General features: G+C 35.1%; 19 protein-coding genes. 7 read left to right on the top strand and 12 right to left on the bottom strand.

Annotation, left to right across the window (positions count from 1 at the left end; all coding sequences use genetic code 11):
- Positions 1 to 22: 22 nt before the first annotated feature.
- From CVS97_RS09420 to CVS97_RS06720, 10 genes are all read right to left on the bottom strand, one after another.
- Complete coding sequence (locus CVS97_RS09420) at positions 23 to 202, bottom strand: hypothetical protein (RefSeq protein ID WP_234401389.1); 180 nt, start codon at positions 200 to 202, stop codon at positions 23 to 25.
- Between the two features lie 200 nt (positions 203 to 402).
- A complete protein-coding gene (locus tag CVS97_RS06680; protein WP_107785531.1) occupies positions 403 to 948 on the bottom strand; it encodes a hypothetical protein in 546 nt (181 codons plus the stop codon).
- 111 nt (positions 949 to 1,059) lie between these two features.
- Positions 1,060 to 2,166 carry an NnrS family protein gene (locus CVS97_RS06685; RefSeq protein WP_107785578.1) on the bottom strand — a complete coding sequence of 369 codons (1,107 nt, stop codon included), beginning with the start codon at positions 2,164 to 2,166 and terminating at the stop codon, positions 1,060 to 1,062.
- Positions 2,159 to 2,848: an ABC transporter ATP-binding protein gene (locus tag CVS97_RS06690; RefSeq protein WP_107785577.1), complete on the bottom strand. Its 690-nt coding sequence runs from the start codon at positions 2,846 to 2,848 to the stop codon at positions 2,159 to 2,161. Before CVS97_RS06690 ends, CVS97_RS06685 begins: the two co-directional genes overlap by 8 nt.
- Positions 2,848 to 3,645: an ABC transporter permease gene (locus CVS97_RS06695; RefSeq protein WP_054196111.1), complete on the bottom strand. Its 798-nt coding sequence runs from the start codon at positions 3,643 to 3,645 to the stop codon at positions 2,848 to 2,850. The genes CVS97_RS06690 and CVS97_RS06695 overlap by 1 nt, the downstream gene beginning before the upstream one ends.
- The gene (locus tag CVS97_RS06700; RefSeq protein ID WP_103629035.1) at positions 3,642 to 4,607 is read right to left on the bottom strand and encodes an ABC transporter substrate-binding protein; all 966 of its coding nucleotides are present in this window, start codon (positions 4,605 to 4,607) and stop codon (positions 3,642 to 3,644) included. The genes CVS97_RS06695 and CVS97_RS06700 overlap by 4 nt, the downstream gene beginning before the upstream one ends.
- Positions 4,608 to 4,618: 11 nt before the next feature.
- Positions 4,619 to 6,472 carry a TonB-dependent receptor domain-containing protein gene (locus tag CVS97_RS06705; RefSeq protein WP_107785532.1) on the bottom strand — a complete coding sequence of 618 codons (1,854 nt, stop codon included), beginning with the start codon at positions 6,470 to 6,472 and terminating at the stop codon, positions 4,619 to 4,621.
- Between the two features lie 238 nt (positions 6,473 to 6,710).
- The gene (locus CVS97_RS06710) at positions 6,711 to 7,172 is read right to left on the bottom strand and encodes a molybdate transport repressor (protein ID WP_107785533.1); all 462 of its coding nucleotides are present in this window, start codon (positions 7,170 to 7,172) and stop codon (positions 6,711 to 6,713) included.
- A gap of 11 nt (positions 7,173 to 7,183) precedes the next feature.
- Complete coding sequence (locus CVS97_RS06715) at positions 7,184 to 7,618, bottom strand: molybdopterin synthase catalytic subunit (RefSeq protein WP_103579706.1); 435 nt, start codon at positions 7,616 to 7,618, stop codon at positions 7,184 to 7,186.
- Between the two features lies 1 nt (position 7,619).
- Positions 7,620 to 7,841, bottom strand: a complete 222-nt coding sequence (locus CVS97_RS06720) for a MoaD/ThiS family protein (RefSeq protein WP_107785534.1) — start codon at positions 7,839 to 7,841, stop codon at positions 7,620 to 7,622.
- A gap of 83 nt (positions 7,842 to 7,924) precedes the next feature.
- On the opposite strand from CVS97_RS06720, the gene nspC reads away from it, so the two are divergent.
- Entirely contained in the window at positions 7,925 to 9,064 is a 1,140-nt protein-coding gene (nspC, locus tag CVS97_RS06725) for a carboxynorspermidine decarboxylase (protein ID WP_107785535.1), read from the top strand.
- An 84-nt stretch (positions 9,065 to 9,148) separates the two neighbouring features.
- Here nspC and CVS97_RS09425 read toward each other — a convergent pair whose 3' ends face one another.
- Both CVS97_RS09425 and CVS97_RS09525 read right to left on the bottom strand, forming a co-directional pair.
- Positions 9,149 to 9,286 (bottom strand): hypothetical protein, encoded by a 138-nt coding sequence (locus CVS97_RS09425; protein ID WP_234401391.1) that lies wholly within the window; start codon positions 9,284 to 9,286, stop codon positions 9,149 to 9,151.
- Between the two features lie 138 nt (positions 9,287 to 9,424).
- Positions 9,425 to 9,556, bottom strand: coding sequence for a hypothetical protein (locus CVS97_RS09525; protein WP_265094249.1), 132 nt, complete (start codon positions 9,554 to 9,556; stop codon positions 9,425 to 9,427).
- Positions 9,557 to 9,846: 290 nt separating this feature from the next.
- On the opposite strand from CVS97_RS09525, the gene CVS97_RS06735 reads away from it, so the two are divergent.
- From CVS97_RS06735 to CVS97_RS06760, 6 genes are all read left to right on the top strand, one after another.
- Positions 9,847 to 10,794 carry a formate dehydrogenase subunit gamma gene (locus CVS97_RS06735; RefSeq protein ID WP_021090567.1) on the top strand — a complete coding sequence of 316 codons (948 nt, stop codon included), beginning with the start codon at positions 9,847 to 9,849 and terminating at the stop codon, positions 10,792 to 10,794.
- Positions 10,795 to 10,945: 151 nt separating this feature from the next.
- Positions 10,946 to 11,545: a sulfurtransferase-like selenium metabolism protein YedF gene (gene yedF / locus CVS97_RS06740; protein ID WP_107785536.1), complete on the top strand. Its 600-nt coding sequence runs from the start codon at positions 10,946 to 10,948 to the stop codon at positions 11,543 to 11,545.
- Positions 11,542 to 12,564, top strand: coding sequence for a selenide, water dikinase SelD (selD, locus tag CVS97_RS06745; RefSeq protein ID WP_413784188.1), 1,023 nt, complete (start codon positions 11,542 to 11,544; stop codon positions 12,562 to 12,564). The genes yedF and selD overlap by 4 nt, the downstream gene beginning before the upstream one ends.
- A 92-nt stretch (positions 12,565 to 12,656) precedes the next feature.
- Complete coding sequence (locus tag CVS97_RS06750; protein ID WP_107785537.1) at positions 12,657 to 13,286, top strand: NAD(P)H-dependent oxidoreductase; 630 nt, start codon at positions 12,657 to 12,659, stop codon at positions 13,284 to 13,286.
- Positions 13,287 to 13,432: 146 nt separating this feature from the next.
- Positions 13,433 to 17,527, top strand: a complete 4,095-nt coding sequence (locus CVS97_RS06755) for a diguanylate cyclase domain-containing protein (RefSeq protein ID WP_107785538.1) — start codon at positions 13,433 to 13,435, stop codon at positions 17,525 to 17,527.
- On the top strand, positions 17,527 to 18,393 hold the full coding sequence (locus CVS97_RS06760) for an ATP phosphoribosyltransferase regulatory subunit (protein WP_107785539.1): 867 nt from the start codon (positions 17,527 to 17,529) through the stop codon (positions 18,391 to 18,393). The genes CVS97_RS06755 and CVS97_RS06760 overlap by 1 nt, the downstream gene beginning before the upstream one ends.

The raw sequence follows: 18,393 nt of genomic DNA on the forward strand, positions 1-18,393 counted from the left end.
AGCCGACGGGCCTAGCCAAATTTTACTTTTTCTTATTTTCGCTTTTTTGCGCGCTTAGCGCCTCAAATTTCTGCTTTAAAATTTTAAAAATCTCGTGCTTTGGGAGTTCGTATTTGTCGTATATCACGGCGTCATCGTCGCCGATAGGCTGCATGAGCCCATCAGCCGCGTCGCGGTCTAGTTTGCCTCGTTTAAACCTCACGTTTAAAACGTCAATTTTGAGCTTGGCGTCTATCTCGGGGATGCCGATTTCATCGATATCTTTAAAATAAAATTTCGCATTCTTGCCACCTTTTTGTATAAAAAATCCGTCGTCTTCGATTTTTCGGCATCACAGAATAAGAAATGAGGATAAAGAGGTAACTTCGGCGCAAGCTAACTTACTGGCGCCGAAATTGAAAGTTATTTTATCACTGCTTCAAAGCCAACATCTACATCTGGATAGCTCTTTCCGCCGTGAAATGGTTTGGCGGCAGCGGCAAATTTATCAAAGCTCTCATTTAGCTTCAAATCATTTACAAGATCAACTGAAAATTTTGCCATTAGCTTACCATTTTGCACTTCATATTTTGTTTTAAAAATTTTTGAATTGCCATTTATGCTAAGCTCAACATCCATTTCTCCAGCCTTATCGTCGCCATTTACTGCTACGATCTTGCCATCTACTGCCTTGCCATCGAAAATAATGCCAATCCTTTTATCGCGGTCAGGTAGCTTTGTGTCGATATCTTTTGGCTCTAGCTTAAATTCAAAGCTCTTTAAAAAATCAGCAAAATTTGCATTTTCTTGACTTTTAAAATTTATCGTCTTGAAAGTACCTGGTACGGCTGTTTTATTTGCCAGCTTGTAACCAGTAAATGTTACCTTTGGTTCACCTTCTACGCTAAATGCAAGAGCTGAAACTGCAAAAAATGAAGCTACTAAAGCAACAGAAGTAAGTTTGTTCATAAAGTATCCTTTTTATAATATTGATAATAAATATCGCAAATTATATACCCACTTACTTCAAAAAAGACTTAAAAACTCTTTTTAATTAATGAATAAATTTTTAATAGCTTCTTACTCTGGATCATCACTAAAATCGTTATCTCTAAAGATCACATAAAAATTTATGAGCCAAAAAACAAAAGCGACTGCTATGAGTGTTGCTGGTAAATGAATATAAAAGCCACTCCAAAAATAAGCCAAAATTCCTCTACTAATGCCAGCTAAAAGAACTAAAATAAAAGCAATTTTGCTAAGGCGTAAAAACTCAAGTTCTTGTCCGCTGTGACGAAGTCCTGCGACATTAAATATAAGCATTACGCTAAAAATCACTGCATTTATCGCTATTAGATGCATAAAATTTGTTTCAAGATGGAGCTCAAAAATACCGCTAAAGCCGATCCCTAAAAATCCAACCGCTAAAAATAGTTGCATAAAATAGTATAAAAGCACAAAACTATGCCTAAAAAGCTCTTTATAATGCCATTCTTTAAGCTTTGCAAGTACCGCACTTCCGCAAGCTATCGCGGCATAATAGACACCCATGCTTTCTTCAAAAAATATATTTAAAAGCAAAAAAGCACAAACGCAGCAAATAGCGATATTTTTATAGATAAAATTTGGCACAAAAACAGCTTCATCCATACCTTTTTCTCTTTTTAGTGCTTCTTTCCCAAGTACGACACTAACGCGGTAAGAGATGAGTAAGATAGCGATCACGTGGATAAAAACTTGTAAATTTAGAAATTTTTCATTGCCACTTATTAGATAATAAATTTCAAAGCTTAAAATGCCAAACAAAAAGCCAAGTACGCCAAATTGATCATCATTTTTATCTCGCCAGATCATATAAAGGCAAAGCAAAACCAAGTAAAGCCAAAAAAGAGCGATAAAGCAGTGTGCTAAAAATAGGCTAAAAAATGCCAAGATAAAGCTTGTAAAAAAGAGTGAAAATAATATATAGGCGTGTATTTTTAGAGATGCTTGAAAATTTGTCCAATCAGTTAGTCCAGTTAGCAAAAATCCAGCATAAGCAAGCGCTAAGAAAAGTTGCAAAAATATAAATTTATGCAAACTCACAAAATCAGTTGGAGTAAAAAACACACTAGCACCAAGCACCGCACAGGCGGCACTCATTAAGAAAAATATCCTCATAGGATGAGTAAAAAAGTTATTAATCATAATAAATTTGCCCTTTGAAATTTTCATCTATCATCTTGCTAATAAACGTAAAATCGCGCTCTTTGAAATCTTTGTCTATTTCAAGTTCTCTTTGTATGACTGCACCTTTACTTGATAAGAAATAAATTCTATTTGACATCTTTACAGCTTCCATTCTATCGTGTGTGACAAGAATCACACTCATACCTTCACTTACTCTTTGGCTGATAATCTCAATCAAAATTTCTTTCATATCATAATCAAGCCCAGAAAAAGGCTCATCCATTAAAAGTAGATCAGGCTTTGTTACGACCGCTCTTACGAAAGCTACCCTTTGTCTCATGCCGCCACTTAGCTCGCTTGGGTATTTTAAAGTGTCCTTTTGGCTTAATCCAACCTTTTTAAAAAGCTCTAAAACAGCGTTAACATCTGGTTTATCCATAACCAAAAGCACATTTTCAAGAGCATTTTTCCATGTAAGTAGGCGATTTTCTTGAAAAAAATATGTAGTCTTTTTAAAGCTATTAAAAATTTTTCCTTTTCTAGGCTCATTTAGTCCGCTAATAAGCCGAAGTATCGTCGTTTTGCCACATCCAGATGGCCCAAAAAGCGTCACTACCTCGCCACCTTTTACATTTAGGCTAAAATTCCTTACGACCTTATCTCTTAAAATTTCATACTCTACATTTTTAAGCTCAAGCATCATCTTCTCCAAGGCATCAAAGCTATTTTTAGTGGCTCGATGATGAGGTATTCAAAGAGCATGATAAGAGTGATACTTAAAAGAACATACGCCATTACCTCGGTTGTTTCAAGCATTGCCCTTGCATTTGCTATCTTTGCTCCCATACCGTTATTTGCACCCAGTAGCTCAGCCATTATGACTATCTTTACACCCATTGCGACAGCTACGCTAATAGAGCTTATTATGTAGCTTGTAAGATGCGGGATATAAAGGTGTCTTATCTTTTTTAAAATTCCTAGATTATAAGCGTCAAACATCTCTTTTAGCTCCTCATCTACGCTACTCATAGCAACTGCTGAGCTTGCAAAAGTAAGCGGTAAAACGGTTATAAAGATAGTAAAAACGGTGCTAAAATTTCCAAATCCAAACCAAAAAATAGCAAGCACTATCCAAATAATCGGCGGCATTGACAAAAGCAAGGTTATAACAGGCTTTAAAAAGGCTGCAAAACTTTTAAAACTACCTGCTATTAGCCCTAAAAATATACCAAAAAATGTTGCCGAGCAAACTCCAATCAGTGATCTGCAAAGCGTTATATTTATCTCGCTGTTTTTATAATCTTTTAAAATTTCACAGGCTTTTAAAAATACATCTTTTGGTGGCGGAAGCAAGAGTGGGGAGCTAAACTCGCTTCCCACTTGCCAAATGGCTAAGATCAAAAAAACTACGGCAAATCCGCTAAATCCGCCCCAAAAATAGTCAATTATTTTTAAAAAGCTTGAGCGATCTTTTTTGATGCCATCAATTAGTATCATAAAAATAGACCTTTATCTGGCATCTTGCCGCCTAGAAATTTTGGATTAAACTGATAAATTTCTTCAAAAAATGCCATGATCTCATTTTGTAGTTCATTTGCTTTTGTTACTGTTAAATTTGCCTTATCAAAAGCATTTGCAAGTGCTACTTCTGGAGCTGGCAAGTAGCTTGAGCCTATCTTTGCTGCACTTTGTTTGTTTTCAAGTATCCATGAAAGTGCATTTTTAAGATCGCTATGAAGCGTGTCAAATAGACTTAAGTTTTTCTCGTAAAAGCCTCTTTCTACGATAATGCCAGCCATTGGGATTATCGGTTTTGTACCAAAGCTCTCGCCCCAAATTTTTGGAAAATCAACTGAGTAATGCACGCTAACGCCTGCTTTTTTACCGCGCAAAATAGTCGCTTCGCCAAGAGGTTGTGGAACTATTAAAATGTCAAAATCTTTTTGTAAAAATAAAAGCAAAGCCTCAGGTGGCGTTGCTGTGTAGGTGATGTCTATTTTGCTAACGTCTATGCCTCTCTTCTTGCAAAGCGCTCTTAGGACAAGATCAGGCATGTCGCCTCTAAATGGCATGATAAGCTTTTTGCCTACAAAATCCTCTAAATTTTTGATCTTTTCATCCTTAACCATAGCGTTCATAACGCCAAGTGTTAGTAAATTTAACATCGCAAAATCAAGCCCTTGATTTCTTAAATTTGCAGCGACATTTGAAGGCGACATTGTGACTTTAATATCTCCACTAGCGACGCCTGCACGAAGCTGATCTGGTGTTTTCCAGATATTTAGGCTTACATCGTAAGTTTTATTTAACTCGCCTTGCAGCGCAGCAACCGCCATGATAACGCTTGGGATCGCTGGTGCGCCCCACATAGTAAAGCTCTCTTTTGCAAATAAATTTGGTGCAAATGCGCTAACGCCTAAAGCCGTGCTAAGTCCTAAGAATTTTCTTCTATCTAACATCTTTTTCTCCTTTAAAAACTGCTGTGAAAGCTAATGAAAAATGTCCTGCCAGGGGCATGAACGACTACCGGATCAAGTGCTGCTACGTGATCACCGCTGATAAATTCTGCATAATCTTTGTCAAATAAATTTGCTACGCCAAATCTTATGCCAACTTTATTTTTAAACTCTATGCCACCATAAAGATCAAGCAAACCAAATCCTTTTGCGGCCTCTTTTTTGTCGATACCTAGACCATTTTGCTTGCTAAAATCGCCTCTAGTTTGCTTTGAAACTAGTCTTAGTGCAGTGCCAAGATTATAGCTACCAAAGCTTGCATAGTCTTTGTAGTCAAATGCAAAATTTGCCTCAAAAGGCCTTATCTGATAAAGTGGCCTGCCATTGGTTTTATTTTGTCCGTAGTTGTAGTAAAGTGAGCTTTTTAAGCCAAAGTGCCTTGCAAAGCTATATTCTGTATTGAAATTTACACTATAAAGCGTTGCATCAACGTTTCTTGAGATGACAGCATTTTTATTTATTAGTGGCATCGCAGCCTTTGAGTGGCGTCTATCAAAAATGATCAAATTTTTAACGCTATCAGCGATGAAATGTCCTCCAAAGCTAAATGCATCTTTGCTTTGAAGCGAGTTTAGGTATTCTTTATAAAACTCGCTACCAAATTTAAAGCCAAGAACCGCTCTATTGTGTCTTTCTGGCTCTAAATTCGGATTTGCTATCCAGCCGTTATCGCCTGCACCATAAAGTGTATTAAAACGCTCCATATTGCTTGGCAAGCGAGATAAACTCTCAAGTTTTGCAAAGTAGCTATCCTTGTCGTTTGGTGTAAATTTATATTTTAAACTTGCACTAAAAGCGTCTTTTTTGATCTTATCGCTTACGTCCTCACCATAAATTTGGCGAAGTAGTCCGCGAGTCGTGCTAATGTCTAGATTTGGTGCAGAATATTTAGTATCAAGTCCATTAAGCTTACTTTTTTGCTCCTCATATCTTAAGGCAAGAGAGGCTTCGTTTGCTTCATTAAATTTATAAGCAAGTGTATCAAAGAGCATAAATTTATCATTTCTAACATTAGCAAATCTGTATCCGTTAAAGACCCAGTTGTTGCCTTGCTTCATGTATCTTTTGCCGTCATGTTTATCTTTTTCAAAGCCAGCGCCTATTTGATTGTGAAAGCTTGAAAAATCAACATCATACTTTAAATTTGCCTCAAATATATTCCTCTTTAAATCCACTTTTACATTTGGAGTAGCATCTCTTAGATGAAAATTATCAGCTTTTCGCTCAACTTTTTTTAGGATAAATTCGAAATTTAGCGTATTTGAAAGATCTTCCTCGCCTAATCTAATATTTAGCTTGCCGACTTTTCTTGTCGTTTTAAAGGCATCCATCACGTGCTCTGGTTGCTTGTCTTTATCGATATTATCCCTTAAAAACGTAAGCCTAAGCTCGCTAAGATCATTTGGCACGAAGCCTAAGATAGCGCTTTGACCTTGCCTATTGTAGCCATAGTCCCATCTTTTGCCACTTCCATCTTTATAATTATTTGCTTTGGTGAAATTTGCATTTAAAATGGTATAAAAATTTGCGCCGCGATATTTAAAAAGCGATGAATTGTAAAAGCTTTTGCCATACATTCCAGCTGAGATATGAAACATATCAGCTGAGTTATCAAGCAAATTTGTAACAAATGGGTATTCGCCTCTTTGAGTGCGGTCAAATTGATTTTCCACAAAGGCACTTTGTGCAACGTTTGGCGTAATGACTGGTGGCGGAGCAAATTCTCTAATAGGCTTTATAATGTCTAAATTTGCTTCATTTGCTAGAAGCAGTGATGAAAGAACTGCTAGGCTTAAAATGGACCTCATGTAAACTCCTTTTTAAAGATATAATTATGATTTCTTTTATCAGAATTGTAGTAGCAAAACTCTTTATAAAAGTTGATGTAAGTCATCCTTTAAATTTTTAATCCATAATTACGAGCTTATTGTAGATAAAATGCTTGATTTTATTTTTGTAAGAGTAGCTAAATGGTGTAAATTTAATGTGAAAAATGTAAAATTTTGATAATTGTTATATAAAATTTTAAATCGTAGGTCGATTTAATTAGGCTCTAAAATTATTAAGCCTATCTCTTAGCTCTTTTGAAATGGTAAATTTTGAGAGTTCATATTTATCAAAAATGATGATCAAATCATCACCTAGTGGTTGCACTAATCCAAAGCAAGCATCTCTATCAAGACGGTTTTTCTTAAATTTTACGCTTAATGTTTCAACTTTTTTCTTATCACCAAAGCTCTTAATGGCGATCTCTTCGATATCCTTAAAGTAAAATTTTATGCTTTTTGAGCCTTTTGTAATGATAAATCCATCATCTTCAATACGTAAAAAGTTGTTTTGAAAAATTTTTCTAACACAAAAGAACGCTGAGAGAGCGCCAATGATGATGCCAAAGAGAGACACTGCACCAAGAGCTAGATAAAAGTAGCCAACGATGCTAAAGGCAAAAAGCCCAAGCCCAAACGCAAGCGCCCAAAAAACATCTTTTTTACTCTCTTTTGTTATCATCATTTTTCCTTTTAAGCTAAAATTCCAGCACCATTTATCGCTTGGCTGCGCTCTTTTGCATAAATTCTCTCGCCATTTATTACATCGTATTTCCAGATCGGCGCATTGGCCTTAAAGTCCTCGACAAACTCGTTTATAAGCCTTAGCGCGACCTTTCTTTGAGGGCTCACAACGCCTGCTACATAAGAGCTCGTATGCACCGCCACGTCGCCTTTTGAGTGAGCAAAGAGCACGTAGGCATTTTCTTTTTTGGCTCGCTCTTCCCAAGCTTCTAGCCATTTTTTAAGGATCGGCTCATAGATATCAAAGCTAAGCGCCGAAATACCACCTTCTTCTCTTACGATCCCAACAAAAGTGATGAGTGCACCGCAGTTTTTATCCTTAAAGCGTTCATACCACTCGTTTGTGATGCTTTGAACATCCAAGCTTCCATTGTAAATTTGCATCTTAGCCCCCACAAACTGGCGGTAATATAGAAATTTTGTCACCCTCGTTTAGAGCAAAATTTATATCGCTTACGATCTCGTCATTTACGGCAACTGCACAGATATTTAGCCATTTTTTAAGCTCTTCTTTATCGCTTAAAGCCTCTTTTACTTCACCTAAATTTTTTGCTTCTACTTTTATATTTTCAAGCCCGATAGGCCCAAGAAATTCGATCTCTATCACGTTTTATCCTTTGAGATTTTTGCTGATTTTACTTAAAAATAAATTTAGATATACTTATTTAAAAATTTAAAAAGTGAGTAAAAATGAACGAAATTTTAAAAAGTATAAAAACCCCAGCCTACGTCTGCGAAGAGGCAAAAGTACGTAAAAATTTAGAGCTTTTAAAATATGTCAAAGAGCAAAGCGGAGCTAAAATTTTAGTAGCACTTAAGGGCTTTGCATTTAGCGGAGTGATGGATATGGTTGGCTCTTATCTTGACGGTGCGACTTGTAGTGGGCTTCATGAGGCAAAATTTGCAAGTGAATACGTAAAAGGCGAGATCCACACGTATAGCCCAGCGTTTAAAGAGGAGGATTTTGATGAAATTTTAAAAATTTCAAAGCACATTACATTTAACTCTTTTGCGCAGTGGAAAAAATTCAAGGGTATTGCCCTGCAAAACGGCATTATCTGCGGTCTGCGCATAAATCCAGAGGTCTCGCTAGCCCCAACTGACAGTTACAATCCATGCGGTAAATTTAGCAGGCTTGGCATTACAAGGGCAAATTTTAAGTCTGAGCTTCTTGATGGTATTAGTGGGCTTCATTTTCACGCACTTTGCGAGGAGAGTGCGAGCAGCTTGCAGGTCGTGCTGGAGGCGCTTGAGGAGAAATTTGGCGAGTTTATACCAAAGATGAAGTGGATAAATATGGGCGGAGGACATCACATCACGAGGGCTGATTACGATGTGGAGCTGCTTATAAATATCATTAGGCGCTTTCGCGAGAAATATGGCGTAGAGGTCTATCTGGAGCCTGGTGAGGCTGTGGGCTGGCAGACTGGCTTTTTGATAAGTAGTGTGCTTGACATCGTGCACAACGAGAAAGATATCGCCATACTTGACACATCAGCCGAGGCGCACATGCCCGATACTGTGCTTATGCCTTACCGTCCAGCCGTTAGAGGCGAGAGTAAAAATGGCAAATTTGCTTATAGATTTGGCGGGAATACCTGCTTAGCTGGCGATATAGTGGGTCTTGAAGCGGACGATGCGGAGTATAAATTTGATAGTGAGCTAAAAATCGGCGACCGCGTCATCTTTGAAGATCAGATTCACTACACCATCGTGAAAAACACGACATTTAATGGCATTAAGTTGCCTAATTTAGTGCTTTTAAAAGAAAATGGTGAGATAAAGATGATCCGTGAATTCGGATATGAAGAGTATAAACGCAGAAATTAATCACTGGTGTTTTGACTAGCTTTTGGCTGCTAAATGCTAAAAGTTCGTTTTATTTATATCTAAAAATTTTTTACAGATTAGTATCTATAAAATTTTGGCAAATTTATCTATCTTTGAGCTTTTTTGCCTGTTGTATTCGGTCTCGTTTGCGATATTTTGGGCTAGCTCCTTGCCAAAATGATCGCTGATAAAGCCAAGCGCCATGTCCATGCCAGCAGCCACGCCTGAAGCCGTGTAAAATTTATCATCTTTTACCTAGTTGGCGTGGAATTGTCACTATAGCTTTGCCGCAATTTTTTACCCGCTCAAATGATCTTTTATTTGATGTAGCTTTTAGTCCGTCAGGCACTCCAGTGTGAGCTAGCAAGGCTGAGCTAGTACAGACACTAAGGCAAAAATTTGAAGCCAGAATATACTTTTTAAGATACGATATAAACTCGTTGCCATTAGATCAAGCGCCTCATAATCATTAAAAAGATAAAAGAGGTTCATTTCTCTGCCTTTTGGATAGAAATTTTTAAAATTATTGGTGTTCTCGTTTAAATTTTAAAAGCAAAATCTGAAATAATTTTTAACTATAAAATAGGATGAATTTAGATTTAATATTCTTATAAAAATTAACAAAACTTAAATGTTTTTTATAAAATTTTTAGTAATCTTTTTTGCTAAGGTTTGCTTGTGATTAGCTCTGATATAATAGCGACCAAAATAGCGTAGCTATGCGATTTAACGTATTTAACCAATACTTAAATTGTTTAAGCTCAAACTTATAAAGGACTACAATGACGAGAATTCTTACTCTGCTTTTTACATTATTTGTAACAGCAATGGCAACTCAAGGACCAACTGGCGTCAATCAATATAATAGTGCCATTTGGGCGGCTGAAAGGATAGAAAATATCAAGCCATACGAACAAGGTTTGGGGCCGATATTTACTTTTATCCAAGGTAATGATTACTTCGCAATAGCAGCACTTTCTATCATTTTGGCTGTTATTGGAGCATTTGCATTACACTTTTTAATCATTGGACCAAAACATTTTAGTCATGATGGTAAAAAGGTGTTTGCTTTTTCATTGATCATACGTATAGCTCATGGTTTGGCGGCGATCTCATGGATCATTTTAGTGCCAACTGGTATCATCATTATGTGGGGTGCGGAGCTTGGCGGTGGAACATTTGTGCGTTTCTGTAGATACTTGCACGATACAGCAACTGTGATCTTTGCTGTTTCTGTGCTTCCTATGTTATTTACTTGGACAAAGAGAATGCTTCCAGCAATTTATGATATCAGATGGATGATGATAGTTGGTGGCTATTTATCAAAGAAAAAGAGACCTGTTCCAGCTGGTAAATTTAATGCTGGTCAAAAAGCATGGTACTGGATCGCTATCCCTGGTGGTATCGTTATGATAATTACTGGCGCGATTATGTATTTTACGGACTTCAAAGAGCCAGCGGTTGCTTCTTGGTTTGGTCTTACACAAATTGATCTTTTAAGATACAGTGTAATTATCCATAATTGTCTTGGCATTGCATGTGCAGTATTTTTCTTAGTTCATATTTATATGGCAGCTATTGCTATTCATGGTGCTATTTGGTCGATGATTACTGGATATAAAGAGGAAGAAGAAGTTTATGTTCTTCACCACTACTGGTATCAAGAGCTCGTTAGAGAGAATAAAATTCCAGTATCTGATTATGAAAAGTCTTATACAAATTTAAAATAATTAACTTTACTTTGATCTTGCTAGTAAGCGAGGTCAAAGCTCTCTTTTATCTCAAATTTATACATTAAAATTTTTAAAATAATTAATATTTTTTTGGCTATAATCCAAACTAGTTTCAAGGTTTGAAATACTAATTGCAAAAGGAAAAATCATGACAACAATTGATTGTAGAAATTTAGAGTGTCCAAAACCAGTCATAATGGCAAAAAATGCACTTGATAGTTTAAGTGAAGGCGAAAGTTTAGAAATTTTGGTAAATGCACTAGCCCCAAAAGAAAATATTTCAAGATTTTTAAAAAATCAAAATATAAACTTTAGCCTCGAAAGCAATGGCAACGAAACTAAAATTTTAGCTACAAAAGGCAAAAATGCGCTTGAGCTTACAAATTTTGACGAATTTGTCTGCGATATCACACCAAAAAATGAAAAAGTACTCTATCTGAATGAAGAGCGCGCGGGAAGTGGCGAAGTAGGAATAAATTTACTATCAAAATTCTTAGGAGCATTTCTTCAAGTTGAGAAAAAACCAAAGATAATAATCTGCGTAAATAACGCTGTAAAGATGACTACAAACCGCTCACACCCAAGCTTTAAGCCGCTTAAAGATCTTGAAGCTGCTGGTGTTAAAATTTTAAGCTGCGGAAGCTGTTTGGAGGCTTATAAGCTAGTAAGCGATCTTGCGATTGGCGAAATTTCAAATGCTTATGAGATCATCGACATACTCTCAACTCACGAGCAAATCAAATTATGATCTATCACGACAAAAAGCTTACGCAGTTCGTTAGAGCCGCTGGTTGAGCTGCTAAGCTTGACCCGTCGGGTCTAAACAAAACGATTAGTAGTTTAAATTTATCTCATCCAAATCTGCTCTCAAGCACAAATTCTAACGAAGACGCGAGTGTCTTTAGAATTTCAAGTGATCTTGCACTTGTTCAAACGCTTGACTTTATAACGCCTGTGGTAAACGATCCATTTATCTACGGACAAATCGCTGCTGCAAATAGCCTAAGCGACGTCTTTGCAATGGGTGGTGAGGTGATGAATGCACTAAATATCGTAGGTTTTGACAGCTGCAACCTTGCGCCTGAAATTTTGGGCGAAATTTTACAAGGTGGAGCCGATAAAGTAAAAGAGTGTGGCGGTATAATCGTTGGCGGGCATACGATCGAGACACAGCAGATGTATTATGGGCTTAGCGTCACTGGAAGGGTGCATCCTGATAAATTTTGGGCAAATAATACAGCCATAAATGGCAATGTTTTGATACTTACAAAGCCCCTTGGAAGCGGTATTTTAAGTACAGCAATAAAGGCTGATTTATTAAGCATGGAGCAAATAAAAGAGGCTGCAACTATCATGGCACAGCTAAATTTTTATGCATTAAAAGCACTTGATGGCATCAAAGTTTACGGTGCTACTGATGTGACTGGATTTGGCTTTTTGGGGCATTTAAGCGAAATGCTAAATGAAAAGATCAGTTTTGAAATTTATGAAAAAAACGTGCCAATCATTGCAAGCGCAAAGGAATTTGCCGATATGGGTATCATTCCAGAAGGAAGCTATAAAAACCGCGAATTTGCAAAGCATTTTGTAGACAAAGAAGCTGACATTTTGCTATTTGACGCACAAACTTCTGGTGGACTTTTGCTCGCAGTTGGTGAAAAGGATGCAATGCTTGCAGTAAAACGCTTAAAAGAAGTAGGCTATGAGCACTCAGCTATCGTTGGCTCTGCGGTGCCAAAGAGCGAGTTTGGTATATTTTTAAGATAAATTTTTAAAAATAGCATGCTATCCATTGCGTTAGTGAAATCTTTTAATTTACTTAACCATTCTATAATTTCAAAAACTACAAAGGAGAGATGATGAACTATCTTGAAATTTTAAAATTTCGTCATGCTTGCAAGGTTTTTGACGAAAGCAAAAAAATCGGTGCTGGAGAGTTTGATTTTATACTAGAAGCTGGTAGGTTAAGCCCTAGTTCAACTGGCCTTGAGCAGTGGGATATCTTAGTCGTTCAGAATAAAGAGCTTAGAGAAAAAATAAAAGCTCTTTCATGGAATCAAGCACAAATCACATCTTGCTCGCATTTAGTTGTCGTTTTAGCTAAGATCAAAGAGGTGAAATTTGGAAGCGCATACGTTAATAAAATGATCGCTAGAAATACCAATAAAGATCCTGAAGCCATTGCTGCAAGGCAAAAATTTTACCATGACTTTTTGCTAGCAAATTTTAAAAATGATGATGAGCTAACATTTCAGTGGTCACATGAACAATGCATGATAATCGCCACAAATATGATGAATGCAGCTGCAAGTTTGGGCATTGATAGTTGCCCAATAGAAGGCTTTGACAGACACGCTTTAAATGAACTTTTGGGGCTTGATGAGAGTTTTCAAAGAGTGGCTATCATGGTATCATTTGGCTACCGCCTAAATCCACAACCAAAAAAACTTCGCAGAGAAATTTCTGATATCGTTACTTGGATCTATTAAGATATTTGAGCCAAATTTTAAATAAATTTTTGGCTCAATTTTAAATAAATCAATAAATTCTAAATAAATACTTATCTTTATAAACCCAAATCAAGTAAAAATGGGATAAAATCAAAGCCAAAACCTAAACTAACGAGGTGTCTATCGTGCTTGAGAAACAAAAAACCAGCCTTCAGATAGTAAAAATGTTTTATACAAAGGCTATTTTACTTCTACTCTCATTTATATTTTTAGCATTATTTGTAGTTTGTGCCGGTACGAACGATATGAAGTATGATCTTAGCTCAACAAATTCAAATATAAAATCATCAATCTCAAATAGCTTTTTTATAATAAAAAACGATCTATTTTTAAAGTCAAAAATGGTTGAAGCAGGTCTTAGTGATATGTTATTTGATAAAAATTCAACAAAAAACGATCTTTATATAGCTTTTTATGTTTTTGATAAAAATAGAAATTTACTCTATTCAAAGAGATTTTTAGGTGCTGATGACATAGCCGAAAAGGATCTATCTCAGCTTAGTTTAAACGAGATAGATGCCGGGAAATTTACAGTATCAGATCGTGTCTATAAAAATAATCGTTTTAGAGACATTTATGCATCTTATGGACTAAAAAATGGAGGCAGTATTTTAGTTCAAATTGATATAAAATTTTTGCAAAACTACACTAATGTAGATTACGATGAGAAAACCAAAACTTATGCTTATCTGGTAGATAAATATGGAAATTTATCAAGAGATGAGTTTTATAAAAAATTTGATGAATCGATGTTTTTGCCTTATGTGAGTCTTGGCGACGAGTTTAAAGAGGATAAAATAATATTTTCTTTAAGCCATATGGGCTTTTATCTCATAAGCTATATGCCAGAGTATAAAATTTTTGTTATTACTGCCTCAACGAAGCATTTTCATATCTTTATGCAGTTTGTGTTATTTTGGCTATCGATCTTTTGTTTTACATCTTCTTTAATATTATGGGTTAGAGATGTAAAATTTATAAAAAATAGAATAATGCCAGCTTTAAAAGAGGTAAGAGATACTTTAGATGGCGATGAATACGAGATAAAACGAAGCCTTAATGTAACAGAATTTGAAGATATAAAAAATGGAATAAACAAGCTAAAGATAGAAACCAAAAAAGCAACTGATGGGCTAGAAGAATACAAAAGTAGATTTGGCTATATTTTTGAGCAAAGCTTTTTGAAAATAGTAGTTTATGATGCTTATAGCGGCGATATTATTGATGCTAGTAATGCATTTTTATCTTCTGTTGGCTACACAAAAGATGAGATTATAGAGCTAAATTTAAATGATTTAATAGATGACGATTTTGCATTGTTTATGCAAATGAAACAAGATGCTCAAAATAGCGATATGAGTTTTAAAATCAAGCTAAAAACAAAAGATGGCGGCACTAAAGAGGGATTTTTACAAGAGTCGCAGATTGAACTAAGGGATTCTAGGCTAAATTTTATGCTTATACACGAGCTTGATGATGGAAAATTTACGAAAAAGGATAACGAAGCAATAAATGATTATTCGTTTTTATCGCCAAATGTAATAGCAGAAGCTTTAAGCAGCGATCCATTTTCTATCGTAAGAAGTACGCAAAATATTGATAGTATCTTTAAAGTCCCGCAAGATAAGAAGCTTATAAATTTAAAAGATCTAATAAGCCCTGAAAGTTTAGATGAGTTTGCTGTAAATGTTTCTAATGAATCTAAAAAATTCTTTGAAAAAGGTAGCAAAAATAGCGAAATAAATCTCGTAGCCAATATGCAAACAAATGAAAACAACAAAACGCCATTTAAAATAAAGGTAAAATTTATAGATAATGGTGCTGACAAAGAGCAAAAAATCATCTACTTTTTTAATGACCTAAGCGATATAGCAAAGTTGCAAGAAAAATATGATGCTGAATTAAAATATTTTCAAAGCATACTTTGGGCAAGCCAAGCGCTTGTCTTTTCGTGGGATAAAAAAAGCGATACCCTTTATATCCCAAATGCTATTGCTAAGTCGCTCGGATATGCATTAAATGGGGATATGAGTATAAATTTTGAACGTGCGAAAACTATATTTGTAGATGAATTTGTAAGCTTTAAGGACTTTTTTGACCTTATAAAAAAAGGTGAAGTATATGATGGCGAAGTGCGTTTTTATAGGGCTGATAAAGAGATTATTTATGTAAGGATTAGAGCAAAAGCAATAGCTTTTTATGATGGTGAAGCAAGCGTTATAAAGGGCACAATGCAAGATCTTAGTGTGCAAAATAGCTTTTTTTCTTATCAAGATCTTTTAGCAAAAATTTTCTCATACGCAAAAGAGCAAATTATTATGCTTGATGATGAGTTTAGAATCATAGATGCTAATGACGCTTTTTTCGATACGCTTAACATTTCTAGAGATAAAAATTTTATAGAGAAAATTTACTCAAAAGATATAATTAATTTTAAAAACGGACTAAAAGATATTAAAGATGAAATTTTAAATTCACTTAAAATAACTGGCTTTTGGCAAGGTCTTATTCATGATGTTCGAAGCAAAAATAGACTCGAAGTCATAAGTATAAGTAAGCTTTTAAACGCGTTTGGCGATCAAGAGGGATATATTTTGTTAGCTTCAAGCGCAAATGATGATTGCTACAATAAAGAGTACCTTGAATTTATCGCGTATCACGATACGCTGACTGGGTTACCAAATAGATTTTTACTTTTCAATAAGCTAGAAAATCTGCTAAAACAAGCGAAAAAAAGCTTAAAAATAGCAGCTTTTTATGTTGATTTTGATAATTTTAAATCAATAAATGACGGATACGGACATCAAGTAGGTGATAAAATCCTAATAGAAATTTCAAAAAAAATAGATGAAATTTTTCCAAAACAAGGAATATTTGCGAGAATAGGCGGGGACGAGTTTATAGGCGCTATGCCTTATGAAAATTTGGGAGAAATTTACGAAACTGCTGAAAACATCTTAAGAGTGGGTCAGAGTAAAATTTCTATTGATGATGACGAGAAAAAACTTAGCGTAAGTATTGGTATTAGTTTAAGTAGCGATGCACTTAGTGTTGATGATCTAATTGAAAGAGCTGATTGGGCTATGTATCAAGCAAAGCTTAATGGAAAAAATAAATATTATGTATTTAATTCGAAAAAAGATACGTATTTTAAAAATGAATATAGAGATGACTCAAAGATCATTGAAGCTATCGATGCTGGCGAGATGTTCTTGCTTTATCAGCCTGAGATTGATATAAAAAGTGGAGAAGTTAGTAGCTTTGAGGCATTTATTAGATGGAAAAATGGCGATAAGATATTAAGGCCATCAGACTTCTTGCCACTTGCAAAAGGCTCAAAAGCAGTTGTTGCTATCGCATTATTTACACTAAAAGATGCTTTAAAGGCTAGGGCTGTATGGCTAAAAGATGGAATAAATGCAAAAGTTAGAGTAAATTTATGCATTAAAAAGCTAATGACTTCTGAGTTTTTTGAGAAATTTAAAAAGCTTTTAAAAGATGAGCAACTAGACGCTAATGGGCTAATCATAGATATCGTTGACTCTGCAAGTGGCGTAAATTTAGATGATGTTGTTAGATATATCGATGCTTATAAGGAACTAGGCATTAGCTTTTCGCTTGATGATTTTGCATCTTATTCAGGCTCGGTAGAAGCTTTAGGCATGTTAAAAACAAACAGATTCAATATAGATAAAAGATTTTGCAAACAAATTTTTGATTCAGTAGAAGCGCTAAAGACCATACGCATGATAAAGTATGTATCAGATACATTTAATTTTGATGTCATGATAAAAAATTTAGAAGATAAAAGTATGCTTGAAATTTTTGTTGGATTTGGCTTTAGTAGATTTCAAGGACGGCTTTTTGCGCCAGAGCTTAGCTTGGATGATGTGCTCAAATTTAAATTCACTCTATCATCTCCGTTAAATGTAAGAAATTTTCAAGATGATGAGAACTACAATATGCTTTGCAAAATAGTAGGTGCAAAAGAGCTTATGATTCGTTTGATAAATTTGCTTAAATGCGATGAAAAAGTAAGCGAAAAATTAAAAATCGAAATAGCAAATCAAATAGATGATATCAGAATAATAAATGAAAAATTAGCTGAAATTTTAGATACGATCCTTGTAAAAATAGACAAAGAGAACGTAATAAATTTAGCTAATGAGGTAATTTTGTTATGCGATAATGATCTAAATTTGAGTGGAGCGAATAAATAATGAATGAAAATGCTTTAAATGTTTATGAGCATGAAATCCCAAATGGAAGCAAGCTATACTTTGCCAGCAGTGCAAAGCTAAAGAGGCAGATTGAGCAAAAAGCTAGTGAAATTTTAGAAAATGAAGGCTTTAGCGAGATCGTAACGCCATTTTTCTCATATCACCAGCATTTAAGTGTAGATGCTACAAATCTTTTACGTTTTAGCGATAGTCTAAATCACGAAATAAGCCTAAGAGCTGATAGTACGGTAGATACTGTAAGGATCGTGCTTAGAAGGCTAAAAGCAAATGAATCAAAAAGATGGTTTTATATCCAGCCAGTCTTTCGCTATCCAAGCCAAGAAATTTATCAAATCGGAGCCGAACTAATCGGTGAAAATGATGTTTTAAAAAGCATAAATATTGTAGCAAAGCTTATTGATGAGCTAAAAATGGATACATTTTTGCAAGTGAGCAATATACAAATCCCAAGAGTGATTTGTGAAATTTTAAGCGTGCCTATTGAAATTTTTGAAAATGGGCAAATGGAAAAAATTTTATCTCAAAATGTTCCATGGCTAAGCGCTCTTGCTCTTTTAAAGTCAGTTGATGAGTTGGATGAAGTGATTAAAATTTCTCCAAGCAAACTAAAAGAACCGCTTGAAAATTTGAGAAATTTAGCCAGCGCTTTAGAATATAAAAATTTAAGAATAGTTCCGCTATATTACTCGAAAATGAGATATTACAATAGTTTATTTTTTAGATTTTTAAGAAATAACAGCATAATAGCAAGTGGCGGCAGCTACGAAATAGACGGAAAAATAAATAGTGGTTTTGCTGTTTATACAGATGCATTGATAGAAGAAAAAATTAATTTAAGGAAGTAA

Source organism: Campylobacter concisus (assembly GCF_003049735.1).
GTDB classification, from domain to species: domain Bacteria; phylum Campylobacterota; class Campylobacteria; order Campylobacterales; family Campylobacteraceae; genus Campylobacter_A; species Campylobacter_A concisus_AN.